Here is a 21,045-nt window from a genome sequence, read left to right as displayed (position 1 = left end):
CGAATTCGTTCGTCCGGCATCCTAATCCGGCCGTATGACGCCCTGATGAGGCGCGTGTGACGAAAGGGGGTCGCCAGTCCGGCCCGTGCGCGCGAGACTGGGGGCATGTGCCGCAACATCAAGACGCTGCGACCCCCGGTGACGCCCGACGCCGACGAGGACGACTTCCGCGCCGCGGCGCTGCAGTACGTCCGCAAGGTCTCCGGCTTCCGTGCCCCGGCGGCGCACAACCGGGAGGCCTTCGACCGGGCCGTGGAGGCGGTCGCCGAGGCCACCGCCCGGCTGCTCGGAGAGCTGGAGGTCCGCGGCTCGCACGCCCGGGCCGCCGAGGCCGCCGGGTAGCTCCGCTGTCCACCGGCGGCCTTCCGGCGGTGCCTCCCGGCGGTGCCCTTCGGTGGTGTCCGCCCACGGGCGGCTGCCGACGGCGAGGACACGACAGCGACGACACGGAGTAGGAGCAGAACCGGTGACGAACCCCGCCAAGCGTTATGCCCTCACCTTCCCCGGCACCCCGGGCACCCAGGCCCCGCAGGACGTCGTCGTGGTCACCCGTACCAGCGCGAGCGGCCCGGGCGGCCACCCGGTGTACGAGGACGAGAGCGGCATCGTCCGGGCCGAGATCAGCGACACCGGCGAGGTCCGGATGCTCGCCAGCGGCGGCCATCAGACCCCGAACCTCCCGGTCCACGCCCACCCACTGCCCTGACGCCCGGACCTCCCGGCCGGTGAGGCACAATCGCCGCATGACCACAGCGAGTTGGCAGGGTGTCGTGATCGCCGAGAGCGCGGACACCGTCGTCGTCGAAGGCAACCACTACTTCCCGGCCGAGTCGGTCCGCACCGAGTACCTGCGGCCGTCCGGGACCACCACGGTGTGCGGCTGGAAGGGCACCGCCGGCTACTACAGCCTGGAGGTGGACGGCCGGACCAACCCCGACGCCGCCTGGTTCTACCCCGACCCGGAGCCCGCCGCCGAGCACGTGCGCGGCCGGGTGGCGTTCTGGCGCGGCGTGGAGATCGCCGAGTCGGCGGAGGCCGCCGGGCCGACGGAGGTCACCGAATCGGCGGCGGGCACCGCGTAGCCCCCGGGCCGTGGGGGTACCTGCTCCCCATGGCAGTCTTCCGCAGACCCAAGCGCCCCGCCCCGCCCGCCGAGCCGTCCCTGGGCGAACAGCTCGCCGAACTGGTCGAGGAGGCCGAGCAGCCCGCGGACGAGGCGCCGGTCGCCGAACACGCGGCGAAAGAGCGCGGCCGCGGCCGGGCCATCGTGGCGCGGACCGCCCGCGTGCTCGGCAACGGCGGACTGGCCGCCGCCCGGGGAGCGGCGCGCGGCGCCGCGTTCGGCGGCAAGGCCCTCACCGAGCAGCTGGTGCGGGCCGCGCCGCGGATCCCGGTCCGCGACCTCGCCGCCCTGCGGGCCCAGCACCCGGGCGCGGCGTTCCCGGAGGAGCTGGCCGACCGGCTGGTGACGGGCGCCGTCCGGGCCTCCGGCGCGCTCGGCGCGGGCGTCGGCGCGGCGGCGATGATGCCGGTGCCGCCCGCGATGCCGGCGGAGATCGCGGCCGAGACGCTCGCGGTCGCGGCCGTGGAGATCAAGCTGATCGCCGAGCTGCACGAGGTCTACGGCGTCCCGGCGCAGGGCACCGTCACCCAGCGGGCCGGCGCCTACCTCGCGGCCTGGGCCAACCGCCGCGGCATCGACGCGACGCTGCTGGTCCGCCCGGCCGGCTTCGCCGCGCTGGCGATCGGCGCGGAGGTGCGCCAGCAGGTCCGCCGCCGGCTTACCCGCAGCACGCTGCGCCATCTGCCCACGATGATCCCGCTGCTGGTCGGCGCGGGCATCGGCGCCACCATGAACCGCCGCGACACCCGCCGGCTCGCCGACGAGGTCCGCACGGACCTGCGCTCCCGCCGGCCGGCGGACCGCGCCTACTGGGCCGCGGCCGCGCCGGCGGTCGAGGGAGAGGCGGTGGCGAAGGGCGGGACACCGCCGGAGGACGGCGGGGCGTAGGGCGTGTCCGACGATTCGCGTCGCGCGCCCGACGGGAATCGTCGGACACGCCTCGGTCAGCCCGGCTACACCGACGGCGCCGGCGGGGCGCCCGCGCCCCGGCCCGCCTTGACGGCGTTCACCATCGCCTGGTGGATCGCCCGTGCGGTGATCTCGTCGGCCGCCGGCACCGGACTGCCGGAGACGGTGTACCAGTCCAGCGCGCCGGTGTACTGGACGGTCAGGCGGGCCTCGCCGTCCACCCAGGTGGTGTGGACGGTGAGGTCGCCGGAGATCGGTCCCACCTCCGCGGTGGTCACCCCGCCGGGGCCGCTGATGATCGACTGGGTGGTCCAGGTCGCCCACGACGCGCGCGGGTCCGCGGCCGGCCGGGCCTGCCGATTGCCTTGGTCGTGTTCGGTCATGCGCCTATCCTCCCCTGCCGGTGGGCCGCCACCCGGGCAGCGACACCTGCGGTCGCGGCGACCGCCCGGCCGGTACCGGGCGGTCGAGTTCGGTCCGGCGGACGGTCAGCCGAGCCGGCCGGGTTCGTCCAGCATCGGGTCGCCCTCCGCCTGGGAAGTGTCCTGCGCGTGCAGGTTCTGCATCGAGGTGATGCCCTCCTCGGGGTCGGCGGCGCGGACGTCCTCGTCGCGGTCGGTGCTCGCCTCGAACCGTTCGCTCATGTCGGTCATGGCTGGCTCCGTCTCCTCGACCGGCTCGGGGGCGCCGGGCGCGCGGCCGGGCCGGGTGGCTCCTTCGCCCTACAAGCCTGCCTCCGCCCCCGCGCCGAAGCCAGCCGAGCGACCGGTGAACCGCGTTCCCGGGCAGGAGCAGGACCGTTCGCTCCGGCTCCGGACCGGTCACGTCCGGATCCTGACCGTTCGCGCCCGGGTCCTGACCCGTCGGGCCGGGATCCGTGCCGGGCAGGGTCACCAGGTCACGGGCAGCGACCGCATGCCGTAGATGAAGGAGTCCGTCCGGAACGCCAGCTCCTCGCGCGGGACTGCCGGCCGCAGGCCGGGCAGCCGCCGGAACAGGGTGGCCAGGGCGATCTGCAGCTCGGCGCGGGCCAGCGGCTGGCCCAGGCACTGGTGCACGCCGAAGCCGAAGGCCACGTGCCGCCGGGCGTCGCGGTCCAGGTCCAGCTCGTCGGTGGGCAGCCGGCCCGCGCCGCCGAAGACCGCTTCGTCCCGGTTGGCGGTGGAGAGCATCGCGATCACGCCCTCCCCGGCCCTGACCGTGGTGCCGCCCAGCTCGACGTCCTCCAGGGCCACCCGGGGCACCCCGGTGTGGACGATGGTGAGGAGGCGCAGCAGCTCCTCCACCGCGCCGGGGAGTGCGGCCGGATCGGCCAGCCTGGCGGCCTGGTCGGGCCGGTCCAGCAGCAGCGCGGTGGACAGCGCGATCATGTTCGCCGTGGTTTCGTGCCCGGCGACCAGCAGCAGGAGGCCGGTGGCGGCGACGTCTTCCGGGGTCAGGTCGTCGCGCGCGGCGAGCCGGCTGAGGATGTCGTCCTCCGGCTGCTCCCGCTTGCGGTCCGCCAGGTTCCGCAGGTAGTCCCGCAGCTCGTCCTGGGCCTCGGTCAGCTTCGCCACGCTGCTGGCGCTGCTGAGCAGCGTCCGGCTGACGCGCTGGAAGAACGCGCGGTCCTCGTACGGGACGCCGAGCAGCAGGCAGATCACCAGGGAGGGGACGGGCAGCGCGAAGTCGGCCACCACGTCCGCCTCGGTCCGGCCGGCGGTCATCCCGTCCAGGGTCTCGTCGACGATCCGCTGGACGGCCGGGCGCATCGCCTCGACCCGCTTGACCAGGAAGTCCCCGGTGACCATCCGGCGCAGCCGGGCGTGCTCGGGGTCGTCCATCCGCAGGAAGGCCGGTTTGTCGGTGACGAGCTTCCGGGCACCGGCGATCAGGAACGGGAAGTTCGGGTGGCGCACGTCCGCGCTGAACCGGCGGTCGGACAGCACGGTGCGGACCTCGTGGTAGCCGGTGGCCAGCCAGCAGGACTCACCGCCGGGCAGGTCGGCGCGGGAGAGGACGGCGGTGGCGGCGGCCTCGGTGTACGCGGGCGGCGGGGCGAACGGGCAGCCGGCCGAGTGCGGGGCGGGCAGCCGGAGGGCGGGGGCGGTGGGCGGCTTCGTCAAGGCGGGGTCTCCTCGCGCGGCGGTGTGCTCCGGTGGGGGTGGGGTGACTGGCGTGCCGTCACGGTGGTTCGGGGCGGTTCAGGTCGCCTCAGGTCGCTTCGCTTCAGGGCGCTTCGGGGACGGCTCGGGCCGCTTCGGGAACGGCTCAGGCCGGTCCGGGGCGGCCCGCGCGGCGCCGGGGCGTCAGCCGGTGGGCTCGCCCGCCCCGGCGGTCCCGGTGGCGCCGTCCTCGGTGACGGTGATGGCGCCGCCCGGGCAGAGCTGGGCCGCCAGGCGCAGCTCGCCGAACTCCTCGGGCCGGAAGGTGGTCCGCCGGAGTCTCACCAGACTGTCCTGGTCGTCCTGGTCGAACACCTCGGGAACGTTCGTGACGCACATCCCGGAGCTGCAGCAGCGGTCCCGGTCGACGCTCACCCTCATGGTCGGGCACCTCTCGCCAGTGCGCCGCCGGCGGCCCGGCGGCGGCCTCTCGTTGTCATGGTCAACCTAACCCGCCGCTAATCCGCCCACGGAGGGTGCGGTGAGGGGAACGTCGAGATTGGCCGATTCGACCCCTGTCGCATCATTCCCATGCGACAATAGGTTTGAATTCCCGTCAGATCGTCAGGTCGTCAGGCCGTGGTGCTCGGGCCGACGGGCGAGCTCAGAGCGACAACCCCTCGGTGGCGGCGATCTCCCGTACGGTCGCGACGGTGTCGGCCTCGGCGGCGCTCTTGTCCGGGCGGTAGCGCAGCACCCGGGCGAAGCGCAGGGCGAGGCCGGCCGGGTAGCGGGGGCTGCGCTGCAGACCGTCGAAGGCGATCTCGACCACGAGTTCGGGCCGCACCCGTACCGTCCAGGCGTCCCGGTCGGTCTCCCGGGCGAGCAGTTCGGCGGTCTGCCAGGCCAGCGTCTCGTCGGTGAGGCCCTTGAAGGTCTTGCCGAGCATCACCCACGGGCCGAGCCCCGGTTCGCCCGCCGCCCGGGCGCCCAGGTGCAGGTTGCTCAGGTACCCCTGGCGCCGCCCGCTGCCCCACTCGGCGGCCAGCACGACCAGGTCGAGGGTGTGCCGGGGCTTCACCTTGATCCAGCCGATGCCCCGCCGGCCCGCCGCGTACGCGGCCGCCGGGTCCTTGACCAGCACGCCCTCGTGGCCGAGCGCCAGGGTGTCGCGGAAGAAGGCCAGCGCCCGCTCGCGGTCCCCGGTCTCGGTGCGCGCCACCCGGAGGTCCTGCGGGGCGGCCTCGGCCAGCGCCGACCAGCGGTCCCGGCCGGGGCGGTCCACCAGGTCCTCGCCGTCCCGGTGCAGCAGGTCGAAGAAGTAGACGCTGAGCGGGACTTCGGCGCGCAGCCGCTCCGGATCGCGCCGCGCCGCGGTGCGCGCGGCGGTCTCCTGGAAGGGGCGCGGCCGCCCGTCCGGACCGAGCGCGATCGCCTCGCCGTCCAGCACCGCCGCACGCAACGGCAGCGCGAGCGCGGCCTCCACCACCTCGGGCACGCGCGCGGTGATGTCGTCCAGACTGCGGGTGAACACCGCGACCTGGTCGCCCTCCCGGTGCACCTGCACCCGGATCCCGTCCAGCTTCCACTCCAGCGCCGCCGGGCCGGTGCGCTCCAGCGCCGAGGCGACGTCCGGCGCGGAGGCGGCCAGCATCGGGCGCACCGCCCGTCCCACCTCCAGCCGGAAGGCCGCGAGGGCGGCGGCACCGCCGGTCAGCGCGGCCTGCGCCACCGCGCGGGCCGACCCACGGAACATCAGCGCCCGCCGCACCGCCGTCGCCGGCACCCCCGCCGCCTGCGCCACGGCGTCCCCGACCACCGCGTCCAGCGCCCCCTGCCGCAGGTCCCCGACCAGCACCGCCCGCAGGAACCCCTGCTCGACGGCCGTCGCCCGAGCGAACAACCCGTGCAGCAACCGCCGCCGCTCGGCCTGCGCCCCGGCCCCGTGCACCGCGGCGATCCGCTCCAGCTCGTGCTCGACCTCCCGCACCCCGAGCTCGGCCTCGCCGACCGGCCCCGGCAGGCCCCGCAGCGCCGCCGGCCCGACCCCGGTCCGCAGCCGCTGGGACTCCCCGGACAGCAGCGCCACCGCCGACGGCGCCTCCAGCGGCCCCAGCTCCCGCAGGCACCCGGCGAGCAAGTCGGTCTTCGCCCGCCGCCCGGGCTCCCCCGCCACCGCCCGCGACACCGTCGCCAACCGCTCCAATCCGGCCACCGCGCCACCTCCTCCACCCAGCATCGGTGCCCGCGGGCCGCCACGCCCCCCGGGGCCTCCGCGTTCCGGGGCATCGGGGTGCCGGGGGCGGGCGTTCCGGGGGTGCGCGTTCCGGAGGTGCGTGCCGGGTGCGCGACTCGGGAGCGCTGCGGGAGCCACGCTCCACCCGGGTCGCGGGCCTGGCCCTGGTCCGTACCCGCGCGAGCCGCCCGGACGCGGAGCGCTGCGCCCGGCGCGGCAGCCACGCACAGAGCCGTCCGGGGCGGAACCACGACCGGTGACGGGTGGCACGGCTGCGCAGAACGTGGCGCGCCGAGGCTGACCCTCTTCTTCCTTCTTCCCCGACCGGGCCGGGGCGGCCGGGGGCTCGATGACCCCCGAGGGCCCGTACCGCGGCTCCTCGGCGTCGCGGTCGGCAGCGTCAGCGCCGCCTCGTCCGGGGTCGCCGACCGGATCGGCGCGCCGTTCGGCCAGGTCGGTCGGACCTGCTCGTCCACGGGGAGGGACGGGCCCGAACCGGAACGCCAAGCGCGTGTCAGACATCCCGCCCGGTCCGCGACGCTCCTCCGGCCTCCGGCCGGGAGGTGCCCCGGCCTCCGCCGGACGAGGCACGCGCCCTGGTGCTGACGCCGCGGCCTGATCCGACGCGCATCGCCGGAGACGCCGACGTGCCGGAGTGGAGCGCGGGGCCGGTGATCTTGGCCGGGGTGGTGATCGGTGGCGCGGCCGACGGAGCGTCATGCTGGGGCCCCCGACGCCGTGACCCCGAGGAGACCGAGATGAGCGAGACCCCCGCCGCGCGCTGGAGCGTGGGCGCCCCCGAGGCCGGCGAGTACGAGGCCTGGCGTGAACTCTTCCGCGGGTACTGCGCGTTCTACCGGGTGCCGTGCCCCGAGGAGAAGGCCGAACTGGTGTGGTCCTGGATCCTGGACCCGGCGCACGAGCTGGACGGTCTGCTGGTCCGGGACGCCGGGTCGCGGCCGGTCGGCCTCGCCCACTACCGGCCGTTCAGCCGGCCGCTGCACGGGGCCGTCGGCGGATTCCTGGACGACCTCTTCGTCGCGCCGGAGGTGCGCGGCGGCGGGGCGGTGGACCTGCTGCTGGCCCGGCTGAGGGAGATCGCCGCCGAGCGGGGCTGGAACACCGTCCGCTGGATCACCGCCGAGACCAACTACCGGGCCCGCGGCTTGTACGACCGCGTCGCCGTCCGGACCCCGTTCCTCACCTACGACATGGCTCCGGCCGCTCCGGACACCCCGGCAGGGTGAGGCCGTGACCGGGCCGCCGGACATTCGTTCGGACTTTCTGTTATCGGCGCGCCGCCGACAGGTCTCCCAGGTGTCGGCACCCGACGAGCCGACCCGGAGCAGAAAGCGTGACCAGGGTGAACAGCGACGACAGGACGACCATCCTCCCGGCGACCGGTGGCGAGGGCGCGGGCGGCCGGCCCGGTGGCCGGGCCGCGCGGCGGGCCGCCGACCGGCACGCCGGCCGAGGCCGCCGGGGTCGCCGGCGCGGCGGGCTGGTTCCGGTCACCGCGGTCGTCGCCGCCGTGGCCGGGACGGGGCTGATCGCCGCGCTGGCCGGGGCCGGCTACGCGGCGTACGGCGGCAAGCAGACCGACCGGGACACCATGGGCCAGGCGATGGCGGCCGACGCGCTGATCGCCGCCGAGATCGGCACCCACGAGGGCATCCAGGTGCCCGGAACCGGGGGAGCCATCCCGGCCCCCGGCGTGCCCTCGACCGGCCCGGGTACGACCGACCCGGCGGCCACCCCGAGCGCCCCGGCCACGCCGAGCGCCACCGCCCCCGCCTCCCCGTCGGCCACGGCCACCCCGACCCCGACACCCACCCCGACCGCCTCCGCTGCCAGGGCGACCGCGAGCGCGAGCCGGACCAGCACCACTGCCGCGGCGACCAGCGCCCGGCGGACCGCCCCGGCCACCCCGGTCGGCGGCGGCGCGGCCCCCTCGGACGCCCAGGCGGTCGTCGACCTGGTCAACGCCGAGCGCGCCAAGGCCGGCTGCGGCCCGGTCACCTCCGAACCCCGGCTGGCCACCGCGGCCCAGTCGCACAGCGACGACATGGCCGACCGCAACTACTTCGACCACGCCAGTCCCGAGGGCTACCACGCCGACCACCGGATCGAGGCCACCGGCTACCGCTGGAGCACCTGGGGCGAGAACATCGCCCGCGGCCAGAAGGACCCGGCCGCCGTCATGGACGCCTGGATGAACAGCCCCGGCCACCGCGCCAACATCCTCAACTGCGCCTTCAAGCAGCTCGGCGTCGGCGTGCGGACCGGCTCCGGCGGTCCGTGGTGGACCCAGGTGTTCGCCGCCCCGGCCTGACCCGAGCCCGGCTCCGAGCCTGGCCGCGAGTCGACCGGACACCCGCCGCTGCCCGATCCGACCGCTACGCCGACCGCTGCTTCGACTGCTGACCCGATCGCCGACCCGATCGCCGACCCGATCTCCGATCCGGGCCGATTTTCCGATTCCGCGCACATTGTTGTTATCTGATCACTCCCCACAGGTCTCCGAGGAGGCAGCGGCGGACGGAAACACGGCAAGACGGAGTGCGGACCATGAACGCTGATGTGCAGAACAGGACCGGGAGCACCCTGGTGCTCGCGGCGCAGGCCGGCGACCGACAGGCCCAGGAGGCGCTGGTCGCCACCTGGCTGCCGCTCGTCTACAACGTGGCCGGCCGCGCCCTCGGCGGCCACGCCGACGTGGACGACGTCGCCCAGGAGACCATGATCCGCGCCCTGGACGGCCTGGACGGGCTCCGTGATCCGGAGTCCTTCCGCTCCTGGCTGGTCGCCATCACGATGAACCAGGTCCGCCGCCGCTGCGCGGCCGGCCAGCAGCAGGCGGTCGGCGGGCTGGACGAGACCTGGGAGGTCGCCGACCCCAGGGCCGACTTCACCGACCTCACCATCCTGCGGCTCGGCCTGTCCGGCCAGCGCCGCGAGGTCGCCGAGGCGACCCGGTGGCTCGACCCGGACGACCGCGAACTGCTCGCGCTGTGGTGGCTGGAGGCGGCGGGCGACCTCACCCGGGCCGAACTGGCCGAGGCCCTCGACCTCAGCCCTCAGCACACCGCCGTCCGCGTCCAGCGGATGAAGAAGCAGCTGGAAGCCGGCCGGGTCGTCGTCCGCGCCCTCAGCGCCTACCCGCGCTGCCCCGACCTGACCGAGCTCACCGCCGGCTTCGACGGCACCCCGAACTCGGTCTGGCGCAAGCGCATCGCCCGCCACATCCGCGGCTGCGCCGACTGCGACGGCCTCGGCCGCGACCTGTTCCCGGCCGAAGGGCTGCTGGCCGGGCTCGCCCTGGTGCCGATCCCGCTCGGCTCGCCCGTCCTGCTGCACTTCCAGCACACCGCGGCCGCCGTCGCCGCCCAGACCGCCGCTGCCGGTGCCGACGCGGGCACCGGCCTGGGCACGGGGACGGGTTCGGGAGCCGGATCCGGGGCCGGAGGCGGCTCGGGCGCCGGAGCGCACGCCGGTGCCGGAGGACACGGCGGCTGGGCCGGCACCGCGGCCCGCAAGGCCGTCCTGGTGAGCGGCGCGGCCGCGGCGGTGGCCGTGACCACCCTGGCGCTGGTCTGGCCCCAGCAGAGCGAGCCCCCGCAGGTGTCCGCCCCGGAGCCGACCGCCCCGGCCGCGGCCCTGGACACCCCGACCGTGGCCGCCACGCCCGTGGCGGTCGTCCCGACACCGGTGCCGACCCCGACGCCGACCGAGACCCCCACTCCGACACCCACACCCACGCCGACCCCCACCCCGACCCGGGTGGTCACCGCCACGCCGACGCCCACCCAGGAGCGCCAGCTGGTGGACCTGGTCAACGCCGAGCGCGCGAAAGCCGGTTGCGCCCCGCTGCGGATCGACCCCCGGCTGCACACCGCGGCCCAGAAGCACGCGGACGACATGGCCACCCGGGGCTTCTTCGACCACGTCAACCCCGACGGCGTCCGCACCGACGCCCGGATCACCGCCGTCGGCTACCGCTGGTCCCAGTGGGGGGAGAACCTCGACCGGGGCACCACCGCCCCGGCGATGGTCTTCGCCCACTGGATGGACGGCGGCATCCACCAGTCGAACATGCTCGACTGCGGCTTCAAGGACATCGGCGTCGGCATCGCGACCAGCCAGGCCGGCACCACCTACTGGACCCAGGACCTCGGAGCGCCGATGTCCTGACCGTACGACTGCTCCGGGGCGGCCTGAGACCTCCGTCAGGCCGCCCCCGGGGGGCGTGCGGCGCGGGGGCGGAGCTACGCGGGGGTGATCCCGACCAGACCGTCCGCCGACCCGGTGACGAATCCCGTGGCATGCCCGACGACGCCACCCGCGTCGCCGACCTGGCCGGGCACCACGTCGGGCGCGCTGTTCAGCGGCCCGGGCAGCCCCTCCTGTCCGCCCACGGTGCTGGCGTGCGCACTCGGCGCGGTCAGGGAGGCCACGACACCCACGGCGAGCGAGGCGACGGCGAGCATGCTGCGCTTCTTCATGGCCGGTCCAACGACACTGCGCCGGAAGGGTTACGGGCGCGGCCCTGCCCCACCGCCCCGGAACCCGGCCGTACGCTGTCGTACGCCCCGCCGTGCGTCCCGCCGGTGCCCCGCCGTGCGTCCCGCCGTTGCCCTGCCGGGCCCTGCCGGGCAGGGCCGCCCGACCCGGTCGGCCGTGCGTCAGGCCCGGTAGAACGTCCGCCCGGCGGACCCGGAGGACACCGACCACACCTCGGTTATCAGCCCGTCCTCGATCCGCAGGGTGTCCGTCCCGCTGCGCGCCACCACGCCGCCCTCGCCGTCCGAGAAGCTCGCCAGGTACGGCCGGGACACCAGTCCCGACACCACGCCGTCGACCGCCTCCACGTCCACCACCGCGACCCCCTCGGCCTCGAAGCGCAGCTCCGACCGCTTGGCACGCCACTGCCGGACCACCTCGGCCAGCCCGGCCGGCGTCCGCACCTCGTCGAACACCTCCGACCCGGCCTGCGTGTACCGCAGGGTGAAGTCGGGCGCCATGATCTCCTCGGCCAGCCCCAACTCGCCGTTCCACAGCGCCGTCCAACGGTCGTAGACCTCGACGCCGAACTGCCGCAGCTCGACCACACCCATGGAAAGGACCCCCGTTCGTTCCCGACCGTCCATCGATCGTGCGGGAACGCTAGCAGCGGCCACTGACAAATCCGGTCGGAGCAGGGGTACGGGGGAAGGGGCCGGGCAGCGGGCGCGGGCCCGGACGCGGAGGGCGCCCGCGCGAAAACCTGGACGGCCCGCGAGCCGACCGGGACTCAGGCCGGGCGGCGGGCGGGCCGTGGGCACCACCATGGCGTCCCCCGCCCCCGCCGGTCAGCAGCGCGCGGGCGGTGACCGGACGTACGACGGCGCGCCGGGCTTGCGGCACCTGCCTCCTGTCGCGCCGTCAGAGCGTTCCGGAACCGCGCGCCCCGCCCGCCCCGCCCGCCACCCGGACTCCGTCCTGCGGCGCCGCCGCCCCGGCCGGCCGTACCGTCCAGTCCGGGTGCCCCGGCATCGGCGGCGTGCGCAGCCCGTACAGCCATGTGCCGAGGAACCCGGAGAGGTCCTGCCCGGACACCTCGGAGGCGGTGCGCACGTAGTCCTCGGTGCTCGCGTTCCCGTCCGGTGCCGGTCCAGGAAGATGCGCTCGATCCGCTCGAAGGTGTCCGCGCCCGCCTTCTCGCGCAGCGCGAACAGCACCAGCGCACCGCCCGTGTACCGCTGGGAGTCGAAGAGGCTCGCGGCGTTCGGGGCGGCGACCGGCCCGGAGTCGTGGCGGAACCGGTCGCCGAGGCCGTAGAGGTAGCGCATCCGGTCGGCGAGGGTGCGGCTGCCCCGGGTGTCCGGCCAGTCGCGGTCGTAGCGGCACAGCAGGCCGTAGTAGTCGGCGTGGCCCTCGTTCAGCCAGAGGTCGGACCACCGGGCCGGGGAGACGCTGTCGCCGAACCAGGAGTGGACCAGCTCGTGCATCATGTGTGGGCCGGTCTCGGGCTCCGGCCGGCGCAGGAAGCCCGGCTTGTAGAGGGTCAGCGTCTGGGTCTCCAGGCCGGTGAAGGCGAAGGCGTCCGGGTCGTCGCTGTTCGCCGGCAGCAGGCCGCACGCCTCGAACGGGAACGGCCCCAGGTGCGCCTCGGCCCAGGTGAGTTGGTCCTCGGTGCGGGCCGGCGCGGGCTCCAGCCCGGCTGCGCGGGAACTCGGGACGACGTCGCGCAGCGGCAGTCCGTGCGGGCCGGTGCGCTCGCGGACGGTGTAGTCGCCCACCGAGACCTGGACCAGCTCGGTGGCCATCGGCAGGCGGGAGGCGTACCGGCGGGTGGTGCGGCCGTCGCCGTGCCGCTCGGTGCGCGTCAACTCCCCGTTGGCCACGCCCAGCAGGCCGTCCGGCGCGGTCACCGCGATGGTGGACAGGGCCTTGTCGCTCGGGTGGTCGTTGTTCGGGAACACGGTGTGCGCGCTCTGCGGCTGGCCGGCCACCGCGAAGCCGTCCGGGGTCGGGACCCACCCCGTGTACGGCAGCTTCGCCCGGGGATCGGCCGTGTACTCGACCGTCAACTCCGCTGCGGCTCCGGGCCGGAGCGCCTCGGCCGGGCTGATCGACAGTTTCTCGTCGTGGGTCGTGAAGGCCGCCGGGCGGCCGTCGACCCGCACGGCGCGCACGGCCGGTCCGAGCGCGTCCAGCTCCAGCCGGGCGAGCCTGCGGTCGGGCCGGACGGTGATCACGGTGGTGCCGTCCACGGTACGGCTGTCGGGCCCGGTAGTCGAAGGCCAGGTCGTAGGCGAGCGCCCGGTACCCGGTGTTCCCGAGCGAGGGGACCACCGGATCGCCCAGCCCGTCCACGGCACCGGCCGGCGGAACGCTCGCGGACAGCAGCACCGCACTGAGCCCCAGCGACAGGACGAGACCGGCACGGGGCCTGAACAGATCGATCACCGCATTCACGAGCGGGAGCGGGTGCGGGGGCCGCCCGGGGCACGAGGACCGCGCACGGATGCCAGCCGACCGCCGGGCGGCCGACGGCGGGATCCGGGGGATCCGATGACACACCGCCGTCCCCCGGACGGCCCACGGTGATGGCGCGGCCCCCGGAGCCGGTCTAACGTCAGGAGTGCTTCGTCCCCTGACGGACGGGGCCACGGCCGTCGGAGAACCTGGCCAGGTCCGGCGGCCGTACTTTCATGCCCGGTGCCGATCCGGCGCTCCCCGGGCGCGGACGCACCCCGTAGGCTGGCAGCCGAGACGACGCCCCCGTACGGATGCCAGGAGCCGCCGTGACCAGCCCAGCTTCGCACGTCCTGGTGATCGGCGAGTGCGTCGCGGACATCGTCCAGACCGACGGCGCCCCGGACCGGGTGCACCCCGGCGGCAGCCCCGCCAACGTCGCCTACGGTCTGGCCCGGCTGGGCCGTCCGGCCACACTGCTCACCGAGCTGGGCCAGGACGCCAACGGCCGGCTGATCCGGGCGCACCTGGAGTCGGCGGGTGTCCGGGTGCGGGCCGCCGAGGTGGCGCGGACGCCCTCGGCCGTGGTGCGGCTCGATCCGCAAGGCCGGGCCCGCTACACCTTCGACATCACTTGGACGCTGCCCTCGACCGCGTCGGCGCAGGAGGAGTTCGCGCAGGCGCCCGCCGCGATCCACCTCGGCTCGATCGGCGCCGTCACCGAGCCCGGCGCCGCCACCGTGTCGGCGCTGGTGGAGCGGTGGCGCGGGCGGGCACCGATCAGCTACGACCCCAATGTGCGCCCGGCGCTGATGGGCGAGCGGCCCGAGGCCGTCCGCCGGGTGGAGCACTGCGTGGCCCTGAGCGACCTGGTCAAGGCGAGCGACGAGGACCTGGCGTGGCTCTATCCGGGGGAGCGGCCCGATGCCGTCGCCGAGCGCTGGCTCGCCCTCGGCCCCTCGGTGGTCGCGGTGACCCTCGGCGGCGAGGGCGCGTTCGCCCGCACCACCGGGGGCGAGCGCGTCGAGGCGGCGGCCGTGCCGGTGGCGGTCGCGGACACGGTGGGTGCCGGGGACTCCTTCATGGCCGCGTTCCTGCACACCCGCGTGACCGGCGCCGACCTCCCGACCTGCCTGACCCACGCGGTGACGGCCGCCGCGCTGACCGTCTCCCGGCCGGGCGCCGCCCCGCCCTCGGCCGCCGAGCTCGCGGCCGCCCTCGAAGACGGCCGGGAGGACGACCGGGAGCCCTCGACCGACGCCGCCGACGCGGTGTAGGCCCGGATCGTCCCGGCGACCGCCTCCGCCCCGCCCGGGCCGACGAGTTCGAGCCGGACGAGCCCTCCGGCGCCTCGACGCGGACCACCCCGGCCGGCGGCCTCCGCCGGCCAGGTGTGCCGCGGCAGCCGCGGCGGGTGCTGCCCGGTGATCCCGTCCACGAAGCAGCCGCCGAGGCCGCCCCGGTGGGCCCGGACCCGAAGGAGACCCCGCTCCAGGAGTGGCCGGCGAGGGGCGCGCGAACGCCCCTGCCGCCGCGCAGGCCGGGGCGGAGCCGACGCCGGGCGGTCCTCGCCGCGGCTCAGCGGCCCTGCGGTGCGGGGGTGGTGAGCTCCTTGCCGTACCAGATCTGCGCGTACGGGCCGCTGCTGTAGGCCGGGATCTCCCGGTAGCCGTTCCGCAGGTAGAGAGCGCGGGCCTCGACCAGGTCGAGCCGGGTGTCGAGGACGATCCGTTCGGCACCGAGGGAGCGGGCGGCCTCGTCGACGGAGGCGAGCAGCGCGGCGCCGCCGCCGGTGCCGCGCAGCGAGGGGCGGACGTAGACGCGGGTCAGCTCGACGGTCGTGGCGTCCAGCCGGCGCAGGCCCGCGCAGGAGTGGGCGGCGCCGTCGTGGCGGCCGAGCAGGAACACGCCGTGCGGGGCCGCGAGGTCGTCGCTGGGGGAGTCGGCCAGCCCGGTCTCCAGCTCCTCCGGGGTGCCCTCCCGCCCGAGGTGGAGGCGGTAGTAGCGGTTGGCCACGTCGTAGTAGTACTCGCGCAGCAGCGCCAGGGCCTCGGGTGCGGTCACATCGGCCGGGGTGACGGCCCAGCGGTCGGAGCGGCGGGGCGCGGTGTTCGTCATGCGCCGCATGATCCGTTCCACGGCCGCGCCCCGGCAACCGGTTTTCGGAGGACCCGGCGTGCGCCGTCCGGGAACCGGGGCTCAGGACGCCCGCAGCCGGGCGGCCCGGCTGGACCGGCCGGACCGCAGGATCAGGCCGCGGCATCGTCGCAGCCCCGTGGCGGCGCGGCGCGAGGCCCTGGTGCTGGCCGGGGCGCTGGTGCCGGAGGGCTTCGACGACGTCCTGTCCCCGCTGGAACTCCGGCTCGCGGACCCCCGGTTCGTCGACCTGGCCAGGCGCGGCCAGGAGGCGGAGAGCTGGGAGCCGGACGACCCGAGGATCGAGGAACCCGCGACCGCCGTGGCCGACCACTGCCTCGCCGGCCCCGCGCTGCCGGGCGGCCCGACCAGTCGGCGGGCCTGGTCCAGGGCCTCCACCCAGGACCGGCTGATCGACAACCACCGCGGGGACCGGGCCCCGGTCTCGGCCCGTCTGACCGCGCTCACCGAGGCCGGACTCCGCGCCGCGGGCGTCCCCGTGCCGCGCTCGTGACGGGAGCCCGCCCGGGGCGCGGCGTCCGGCGTGCCGTTGCCCCGTGCGGGTGATGGGGGGATTGGCGGGGGTGCGCGGCGGGGGAGCAGTGCAGCTATGGATAGACCATCAGATTGTCTGAATAATGGGGGTCTGAGGGGGAGTCAGACGCGTCGGAACGGCGTACGGACCGGCCTGCTGGCCGGCGTCTGCCTCTCCGCCGCCCTCGCCGGCTGTGCCGGCCCGGCCGGACCCGCCACCCCGAAGGCCGCCCCGGCCAAGGCGGGCGCGGCGCCCGCCGCCGAGGCCGTCGGGGCACCGGAGGCCGCCGACCGCGGTGCGGGCCGCCCGCCGGCTGCTCCGCCGCTGCTGCCCGGCCTGGCCCGGCAGGAGGAGGAGACCAGCAGCGAGGCCGTCGCCCGGCAGGAGGCGGCCGTCCGGACCGCGCTGGAGACGGCGCAGCGCTGGGGCCTGGAGCGCCCGCCGCTGAAGGCCCCGCCGCGCCCGGCGACCCGGTCCCACCTCACCCCGGTCCAGGGCGTCAAGCTCGCCGACGGCCGCCCGCCGGTGGTCTACCGGGTGCCGACCGACGACAAGGTGGTCTTCCTGACCGTCGACGACGGGGCGGAGAAGGACCCCGAGTTCACCAGGATGGCCTCGGAACTCGGGATCCCGTACAGCGCCTTCGTGTCCGACTACCTGGTGCGCGAGAACTACGGCTACTTCCGGGACATGCACGCCCAGGGCGTGGAGATCAACAACCACACGATCAACCACCGCAACCTGAAGGTCCTGGACTACGAGACCCAGCGCCGGGAGATCTGCGACCAGCAGGACCAGCTGGAGCAGCAGATCGGCGTCCGCCCCCGGCTGTTCCGGCCGCCGTACGGCGAGTACAACGACACCACGCTGCGCGCGGCCGCCTCCTGCGGGGTGCAGGCGGTGCCGCTGTGGAACGAGGAGGCCTTCCCGGACCACATGGAGTGGCGCTACGACGACCGGCAGCTGCACCCGGGCGACATCATCCTCACCCACTTCCGGGGCACCGATATCTGGAAGGCCTCGATGCCGGACCTGCTGCGCAAGGTGGTCAACGACGTCACCGCGGCCGGCTTCTCCCTGGCGCGCCTCGACGACTACCTGTAGCGCGGGCCGCGCCGGCGTGGCCCGCGCCGGGGAGCGGCTCAGCCGAGCGAGAGGGCGTCCAGGTACACCCAGGCGCCCTCGTGCCGCACGAAGCGGCTGTGCTCGGTGAGCACGCCCTCCTGGCCGTCCTCGGTCCAGTGCGCCCGGAAGGCGACCGTGCCCGCGGCGTGGAACGCGCCGCCCTCGCTGGTGGAGACCACCTCCAGCCGGGTCCAGCGCAGGGCCGGGTCGAAGTCGACCTCGGCGGGCCGGGTGTCCGGGTGCCAGGTGCGCAGCAGGTACGCCTCGTCCTGGGCGACGAAGGCGCTGAACCGGGAGCGCATCAGGGACTCGGCGGTGGTGGCGGCCGCCTGGCCGCGGTGCAGCCGGCCGCAGCAGTCGCCGTAGGCGGCGGACAGGCCGCACGGGCACGGCGAGGAGGGCAGCAGCCGCGGAGCGGCGGTGCGGGGCGCGGGACGACGTCGGGACATGCCGTCCATTCTCCCCCACCCGGCACCGGCCCCCGTCGCCCGGTCCCCGGAGAACACGGGCCCGCCCCTTCGGCGCACCGAAGGGGCGGGCCCGGGGCCGTACCGGTCGGGTGCGGGCCCGGATGCGCTACGCGGGGCGCCGGAACGCATAGTTGAACCGGGCGTCGCCGAAGTGCCGCATCATCCGGAGCCAGAACGGCATCATCATCTCCATCGCCCGGGCGCCCGAGATGTCCCCGAGGTCGATAATCCACTCGGCCGGCCAGCCGAAGGTGCCGAGCAGCGCGACCGCCTCGGCCTTGGCCGCCGCGTCGTCGCCGGCCACAAAGAGGTTGTGCTCGCCGGACAGCAGGCCGGGCTCCACCATCACCTCGCAGTTGACGGTGTTGAGCGTCTTGACCACCCGGGCCTCGGGGAACGCGCGCTGGATCCGCTCCCCGACGCTGTCGGTGTTCACCGGGTCGAGGGTGAGCTGCCCCTCGGGCCCGAAGACCAGCGGGTTGGAGACGTCGATCAGCAGCTTCCCCGCGAGGTGCTCCGCGCCGGCCGCCTGCAGGGCGGCCAGGGCGACCGTCCCGCCGGTGGCGTTCAGCACCACCTCGCCGAAGGCGGCCGCGTCGGCGAACGTCCCGGCGTGGGCGTCGGGGCCGGCCTGCGCGGCCCAGGCCGGCCCCTTCTCGTTGTCCTTGCTGCGGGAGCCCAGCGTCACCTGGTGGCCGAGCGAGACCAGCTTGTCGCCCAGCGTCTGCCCGACCACACCCGTGCCGATGATTCCGATGCGCACCGTTTCCCCGTTTCGTCGGCGGTCGATCCGCCCCCGGTGGAGCGGGTCGCGACGACCATAGTTGACGGTGCGTCGGTCCGGTCGGACTTTCCGGATCACGTCCCGGTCTCGATGGCGACCACCGCGACCGCGGCGGCGGTCGGGCCACCGCGGGAGGAGCGTGACGGCCACCCGTCGCGTCGGCCGCGCCGACGTGGCGACGTGGCCGTGTTGCGCGCGGGCCCGGCGAGTCGCCCCGCACCCCTCGTTCGTCACTGATAGTAGTTGCCTGGTTGCGGAGCGATGCGCCGCAGAGCCAACTCCCGCACGGCCTACCAGGCCGGACGACTCGACACCAGGAGCGGTCATGGGTGGCAGACAGCGCCCGCCGAGAGCGCGGAACCCCCGCCAGGGCGGACCCGCCGGCAGCGCCTCCCGGGAGGACTCCCGCGAGGGCGCGCGGATGGACTCCCGGGTGGAATTCGCCCGGATCGAGGGCTTCCTGGCCTGGGAGGCGGAGGTCGCGGCGGCCGAGCGCGACGCCCGGGCCTTCGCCGCGCGGTTCCCCTGGCTGCCGACCGCCGAGCGGGAGGCCCTCGAACAGGCCTACACCGCGGACCGGCTGCGCTACGCCGAGGGGGTCGTGGACCGCGCGGTGGAGCGCTGCCGCCGCCTGGCCGCCCGCTACCGCGCCGAGTGCCGTCGGATCTGCACCCGCTGGGCGGCGCTCTGCCTCTGCGTCACCGTGGCGGCGGCACTGTTCGCCGTCGTCCCCGCCGCCCTCCGGGGCTGACCCGGGGGCCGTGCGGCCGGTACGGACGACGGGGGCCCGCTGTGCCGTTGCCGGCGCAGCGGGCCCTCGTGGTGCCCGAGGTCGGGTCAGTGGTGGCCGTGGCCGCTGGTGACCTCCGCGTGCTCCTCGGCCGTGGGCTTGGCGATCTGGCTGCCCTGGCCGTAGAAGCCGCGGGACAGCTTCACCCGGGTGCGGGTCCACAGCCCGGCCTTGCGGACCACGCCGTTCTCGTCCACCTCTGCCGGCAGGACCGTCGGCTGGGGCTGCTCGTGCGAGGTGAGGGTGTAGAGCCGGCCCTGCGGCAGCGGTTCGTGGATCTCGATGAACTCGCCGTGCTGGAGCCGCTTGATGACGCCGGTCTCCCGGCCGTGCAGCACCTTCTCCTTGTCCCGCCGCTGCAGGCCGAGGCACCACCGCTTGGTGATCACGAAGAGCACCACCGGCAGCGCGAAGAAGCCGGCCCGCACCGCGTAGGTGATCGCGTTGATCGACAGGTGGAAGTGCGTGGCCAGCAGGTCGTTGCCGCCGCCTGCCAGCAGGATCAGGTAGAGGCCCATCCAGGCCACGCCGAAGGCCGTCCGGACCGGGGCGTTGCGCGGGCGGTCGGCGATGTGGTGCTCGCCGCGGTCCCCGGTGACCCAGGCCTCCAGGAACGGCCAGAACCAGATGGCCATCAGCACGGTCGGGAAGACCACCAGCGGGATGAACACCCCGAGGTTCAGGGTGTGGCCGCCCCAGACGCTGATCTCCCAGCCCGGCATGACGCGGATCAGGCCCTCGGAGAAGCCCATGTACCAGTCCGGCTGGGCGTCCGTGGACACCTGGTCCGGACGGTACGGGCCGTACGCCCAGATCGGGTTGATCGTGGCGATCGCCGACATGAACGCGACCACGCCGAAGACCAGGAAGAAGAAGCCGCCGGCCTTGGCCGTGTAGACCGGCAGCAGGGGCATGCCGACCACGTTGTCGTTGGTCCGGCCTGGCCCGGCGAACTGGGTGTGCTTGTGGTAGAAGACCAGGATCAGGTGCGCCGCGAGCAGGCCCACCATGACGCCCGGGATCAGCAGGATGTGGACGGTGAACAGCCGCGGGATGATGTCGTGGCCGGGGAACTCGCCGCCGAAGATGAAGAACTGCAGGTAGGTGCCGACGATCGGGACGGCCAGGATGGCGCCCTCCATGAAGCGGATGCCCGTACCCGAGAGCAGGTCGTCCGGGAGCGAGTAGCCCATGAAGCCGTCGAACATGCCGAGGAACAGCAGCAGCGCCCCGAAGATCCAGTTGATCTCGCGCGGCTTGCGGAACGCGCCGGTGAAGAAGACGCGCAGCATGTGCGTCAGCATCGAGGCGATGAAGACGACGGCCGCCCAGTGGTGGATCTGGCGCATCAGCAGGCCGCCGCGGACCTCGAAGCTGATGTTGATCGTGGAGGCGTAGGCCTCCGACATCGGGATGCCCTTGAGCGGGACGTAGGAGCCGTCGTAGACGACCTCGCCCATGCTCGGGTTGAAGAAGAGGGTCAGCCAGACGCCGGTCAGGATGATGATGACGAAGGTGTAGAGCGCGACCTCGCCCAGCATGAAGGACCAGTGGTCCGGGAAGATCTTGCGCAGGTTGGCCTTGGCCAGGGAGTAGATGCCGAGCCGTCCGTCGGTCCAGTCGGCGAGGGCCTCGGCCTTGTTCGCGGGCTTGGCGCGCGTGCTGGTCACCGGTCCCGGCTGCGACTGCTGGTCGGTTCTCACGACGGGCTCCCCGGCGTCCTCGGCGTGCCGTGCTGGGGCCCCGTCGGCGGGAACGCCGGCCGGCGAAGTGTTGTGATCATGGGACCTCTCGATACGGGTCCGCCGGTCGGACCGGCGCGCGGACCGGGCCGGCCCGCAGGACTCGTTGCTCAGGGTGATGGAGCGCTTACTCTGTCATGCTGTCGGCAGGGGG

At 75.0% G+C, this 21,045-nt stretch carries 23 protein-coding genes; 11 read left to right on the top strand and 12 right to left on the bottom strand.

The features are described from left to right. Positions 1–105: 105 nt before the first annotated feature. The 4 genes from ACZ6Y7_RS13170 (at position 106) to ACZ6Y7_RS13155 (ending at position 2,011) form a co-directional block, all read left to right on the top strand. The gene (locus ACZ6Y7_RS13170) at positions 106–342 is read left to right on the top strand and encodes a DUF2277 domain-containing protein (protein WP_465757982.1); all 237 of its coding nucleotides are present in this window, start codon (positions 106–108) and stop codon (positions 340–342) included. 124 nt (positions 343–466) lie between these two features. Next, positions 467–706 (top strand): DUF6296 family protein, encoded by a 240-nt coding sequence (locus tag ACZ6Y7_RS13165; protein WP_465757981.1) that lies wholly within the window; start codon positions 467–469, stop codon positions 704–706. Positions 707–743: 37 nt separating this feature from the next. Then, positions 744–1,082, top strand: a complete 339-nt coding sequence (locus ACZ6Y7_RS13160; protein ID WP_465757980.1) for a DUF427 domain-containing protein — start codon at positions 744–746, stop codon at positions 1,080–1,082. Between the two features lie 29 nt (positions 1,083–1,111). Further along, entirely contained in the window at positions 1,112–2,011 is a 900-nt protein-coding gene (locus tag ACZ6Y7_RS13155; RefSeq protein WP_465757979.1) for a hypothetical protein, read from the top strand. A gap of 65 nt (positions 2,012–2,076) precedes the next feature. On the opposite strand, the gene ACZ6Y7_RS13150 is transcribed toward ACZ6Y7_RS13155, so the two are convergent. The 5 genes from ACZ6Y7_RS13150 to ACZ6Y7_RS13130 all read right to left on the bottom strand — a co-directional run bounded on the left by ACZ6Y7_RS13150 (position 2,077) and on the right by ACZ6Y7_RS13130 (position 6,331). Beyond that, positions 2,077–2,415, bottom strand: coding sequence for a hypothetical protein (locus tag ACZ6Y7_RS13150; protein ID WP_465757978.1), 339 nt, complete (start codon positions 2,413–2,415; stop codon positions 2,077–2,079). A gap of 105 nt (positions 2,416–2,520) precedes the next feature. Further along, positions 2,521–2,685, bottom strand: coding sequence for a hypothetical protein (locus tag ACZ6Y7_RS13145; RefSeq protein WP_465757977.1), 165 nt, complete (start codon positions 2,683–2,685; stop codon positions 2,521–2,523). Between the two features lie 237 nt (positions 2,686–2,922). Next, on the bottom strand, positions 2,923–4,137 hold the full coding sequence (locus ACZ6Y7_RS13140; protein ID WP_465757976.1) for a cytochrome P450: 1,215 nt from the start codon (positions 4,135–4,137) through the stop codon (positions 2,923–2,925). 183 nt (positions 4,138–4,320) lie between these two features. Then, positions 4,321–4,557 (bottom strand): ferredoxin, encoded by a 237-nt coding sequence (locus ACZ6Y7_RS13135; RefSeq protein ID WP_465757975.1) that lies wholly within the window; start codon positions 4,555–4,557, stop codon positions 4,321–4,323. A gap of 223 nt (positions 4,558–4,780) precedes the next feature. Further along, positions 4,781–6,331 carry an ATP-dependent DNA ligase gene (locus tag ACZ6Y7_RS13130; protein WP_465757974.1) on the bottom strand — a complete coding sequence of 517 codons (1,551 nt, stop codon included), beginning with the start codon at positions 6,329–6,331 and terminating at the stop codon, positions 4,781–4,783. Between the two features lie 779 nt (positions 6,332–7,110). On the opposite strand from ACZ6Y7_RS13130, the gene ACZ6Y7_RS13125 reads away from it, so the two are divergent. From ACZ6Y7_RS13125 to ACZ6Y7_RS13115, 3 genes are all read left to right on the top strand, one after another. Then, on the top strand, positions 7,111–7,599 hold the full coding sequence (locus ACZ6Y7_RS13125) for a GNAT family N-acetyltransferase (RefSeq protein WP_465757973.1): 489 nt from the start codon (positions 7,111–7,113) through the stop codon (positions 7,597–7,599). Positions 7,600–7,706: 107 nt separating this feature from the next. Continuing rightward, entirely contained in the window at positions 7,707–8,684 is a 978-nt protein-coding gene (locus ACZ6Y7_RS13120) for a CAP domain-containing protein (protein ID WP_465757972.1), read from the top strand. Positions 8,685–8,920: 236 nt separating this feature from the next. Then, positions 8,921–10,543, top strand: coding sequence for a sigma-70 family RNA polymerase sigma factor (locus tag ACZ6Y7_RS13115; RefSeq protein WP_465757971.1), 1,623 nt, complete (start codon positions 8,921–8,923; stop codon positions 10,541–10,543). Between the two features lie 74 nt (positions 10,544–10,617). Here ACZ6Y7_RS13115 and ACZ6Y7_RS13110 read toward each other — a convergent pair whose 3' ends face one another. The 3 genes from ACZ6Y7_RS13110 to ACZ6Y7_RS13100 all read right to left on the bottom strand — a co-directional run bounded on the left by ACZ6Y7_RS13110 (position 10,618) and on the right by ACZ6Y7_RS13100 (position 13,104). Next, positions 10,618–10,854 (bottom strand): hypothetical protein, encoded by a 237-nt coding sequence (locus tag ACZ6Y7_RS13110; protein ID WP_465757970.1) that lies wholly within the window; start codon positions 10,852–10,854, stop codon positions 10,618–10,620. 180 nt (positions 10,855–11,034) lie between these two features. Continuing rightward, entirely contained in the window at positions 11,035–11,466 is a 432-nt protein-coding gene (locus tag ACZ6Y7_RS13105; RefSeq protein ID WP_465757969.1) for a nuclear transport factor 2 family protein, read from the bottom strand. Positions 11,467–11,700: 234 nt separating this feature from the next. After that, a complete protein-coding gene (locus ACZ6Y7_RS13100; RefSeq protein WP_465757968.1) occupies positions 11,701–13,104 on the bottom strand; it encodes a M1 family metallopeptidase in 1,404 nt (467 codons plus the stop codon). 534 nt (positions 13,105–13,638) lie between these two features. On the opposite strand from ACZ6Y7_RS13100, the gene ACZ6Y7_RS13095 reads away from it, so the two are divergent. Continuing rightward, entirely contained in the window at positions 13,639–14,586 is a 948-nt protein-coding gene (locus tag ACZ6Y7_RS13095) for a carbohydrate kinase family protein (protein ID WP_465757967.1), read from the top strand. A gap of 301 nt (positions 14,587–14,887) precedes the next feature. On the opposite strand, the gene ACZ6Y7_RS13090 is transcribed toward ACZ6Y7_RS13095, so the two are convergent. Continuing rightward, positions 14,888–15,427 carry a GNAT family N-acetyltransferase gene (locus ACZ6Y7_RS13090; RefSeq protein WP_465757966.1) on the bottom strand — a complete coding sequence of 180 codons (540 nt, stop codon included), beginning with the start codon at positions 15,425–15,427 and terminating at the stop codon, positions 14,888–14,890. 157 nt (positions 15,428–15,584) lie between these two features. On the opposite strand from ACZ6Y7_RS13090, the gene ACZ6Y7_RS13085 reads away from it, so the two are divergent. Further along, entirely contained in the window at positions 15,585–15,959 is a 375-nt protein-coding gene (locus ACZ6Y7_RS13085; protein WP_465757965.1) for a hypothetical protein, read from the top strand. 96 nt (positions 15,960–16,055) lie between these two features. Beyond that, positions 16,056–17,084, top strand: a complete 1,029-nt coding sequence (locus tag ACZ6Y7_RS13080; RefSeq protein ID WP_465757964.1) for a polysaccharide deacetylase family protein — start codon at positions 16,056–16,058, stop codon at positions 17,082–17,084. Positions 17,085–17,122: 38 nt separating this feature from the next. Here the strand turns inward: ACZ6Y7_RS13080 and ACZ6Y7_RS13075 are convergent, their stop codons facing one another. Both ACZ6Y7_RS13075 and ACZ6Y7_RS13070 read right to left on the bottom strand, forming a co-directional pair. After that, positions 17,123–17,554, bottom strand: a complete 432-nt coding sequence (locus ACZ6Y7_RS13075; RefSeq protein ID WP_465757963.1) for a YchJ family protein — start codon at positions 17,552–17,554, stop codon at positions 17,123–17,125. Between the two features lie 127 nt (positions 17,555–17,681). After that, the gene (locus tag ACZ6Y7_RS13070) at positions 17,682–18,338 is read right to left on the bottom strand and encodes an NADPH-dependent F420 reductase (protein WP_465757962.1); all 657 of its coding nucleotides are present in this window, start codon (positions 18,336–18,338) and stop codon (positions 17,682–17,684) included. A 346-nt stretch (positions 18,339–18,684) separates the two neighbouring features. Here ACZ6Y7_RS13070 and ACZ6Y7_RS13065 point away from each other — a divergent pair, with 346 nt between their 5' ends. Continuing rightward, on the top strand, positions 18,685–19,110 hold the full coding sequence (locus ACZ6Y7_RS13065) for a hypothetical protein (RefSeq protein WP_465757961.1): 426 nt from the start codon (positions 18,685–18,687) through the stop codon (positions 19,108–19,110). Positions 19,111–19,196: 86 nt separating this feature from the next. On the opposite strand, the gene qcrB is transcribed toward ACZ6Y7_RS13065, so the two are convergent. Beyond that, complete coding sequence (gene qcrB / locus ACZ6Y7_RS13060; RefSeq protein WP_465758031.1) at positions 19,197–20,819, bottom strand: cytochrome bc1 complex cytochrome b subunit; 1,623 nt, start codon at positions 20,817–20,819, stop codon at positions 19,197–19,199. Between the last annotated feature and the right edge of the window lie 226 nt (positions 20,820–21,045).

The sequence above is a fragment of the Kitasatospora sp. NPDC053308 genome, from assembly GCF_055585785.1.
This window is presented reverse-complemented; position numbering and strand designations above follow the sequence as displayed.

What these genes read in the sequence shown, in the direction of transcription:
- ACZ6Y7_RS13170 (WP_465757982.1), top strand. Translation starts at nt 106, where the DNA reads ATGTGCCGCAACATCAAGACGCTGCGACCCCCGGTGACGCCCGACGCC.
- ACZ6Y7_RS13160 (WP_465757980.1), top strand. Translation starts at nt 744, where the DNA reads ATGACCACAGCGAGTTGGCAGGGTGTCGTGATCGCCGAGAGCGCGGAC.
- ACZ6Y7_RS13155 (WP_465757979.1), top strand. Translation starts at nt 1,112, where the DNA reads ATGGCAGTCTTCCGCAGACCCAAGCGCCCCGCCCCGCCCGCCGAGCCG.
- ACZ6Y7_RS13150 (WP_465757978.1), bottom strand. Translation starts at nt 2,415, where the DNA reads ATGACCGAACACGACCAAGGCAATCGGCAGGCCCGGCCGGCCGCGGAC.
- ACZ6Y7_RS13145 (WP_465757977.1), bottom strand. Translation starts at nt 2,685, where the DNA reads ATGACCGACATGAGCGAACGGTTCGAGGCGAGCACCGACCGCGACGAG.
- ACZ6Y7_RS13135 (WP_465757975.1), bottom strand. Translation starts at nt 4,557, where the DNA reads ATGAGGGTGAGCGTCGACCGGGACCGCTGCTGCAGCTCCGGGATGTGC.
- ACZ6Y7_RS13125 (WP_465757973.1), top strand. Translation starts at nt 7,111, where the DNA reads ATGAGCGAGACCCCCGCCGCGCGCTGGAGCGTGGGCGCCCCCGAGGCC.
- ACZ6Y7_RS13115 (WP_465757971.1), top strand. Translation starts at nt 8,921, where the DNA reads ATGAACGCTGATGTGCAGAACAGGACCGGGAGCACCCTGGTGCTCGCG.
- ACZ6Y7_RS13110 (WP_465757970.1), bottom strand. Translation starts at nt 10,854, where the DNA reads ATGAAGAAGCGCAGCATGCTCGCCGTCGCCTCGCTCGCCGTGGGTGTC.
- ACZ6Y7_RS13105 (WP_465757969.1), bottom strand. Translation starts at nt 11,466, where the DNA reads ATGGGTGTGGTCGAGCTGCGGCAGTTCGGCGTCGAGGTCTACGACCGT.
- ACZ6Y7_RS13090 (WP_465757966.1), bottom strand. Translation starts at nt 15,427, where the DNA reads ATGACGAACACCGCGCCCCGCCGCTCCGACCGCTGGGCCGTCACCCCG.
- ACZ6Y7_RS13080 (WP_465757964.1), top strand. Translation starts at nt 16,056, where the DNA reads ATGGATAGACCATCAGATTGTCTGAATAATGGGGGTCTGAGGGGGAGT.
- ACZ6Y7_RS13075 (WP_465757963.1), bottom strand. Translation starts at nt 17,554, where the DNA reads ATGTCCCGACGTCGTCCCGCGCCCCGCACCGCCGCTCCGCGGCTGCTG.
- ACZ6Y7_RS13065 (WP_465757961.1), top strand. Translation starts at nt 18,685, where the DNA reads ATGGGTGGCAGACAGCGCCCGCCGAGAGCGCGGAACCCCCGCCAGGGC.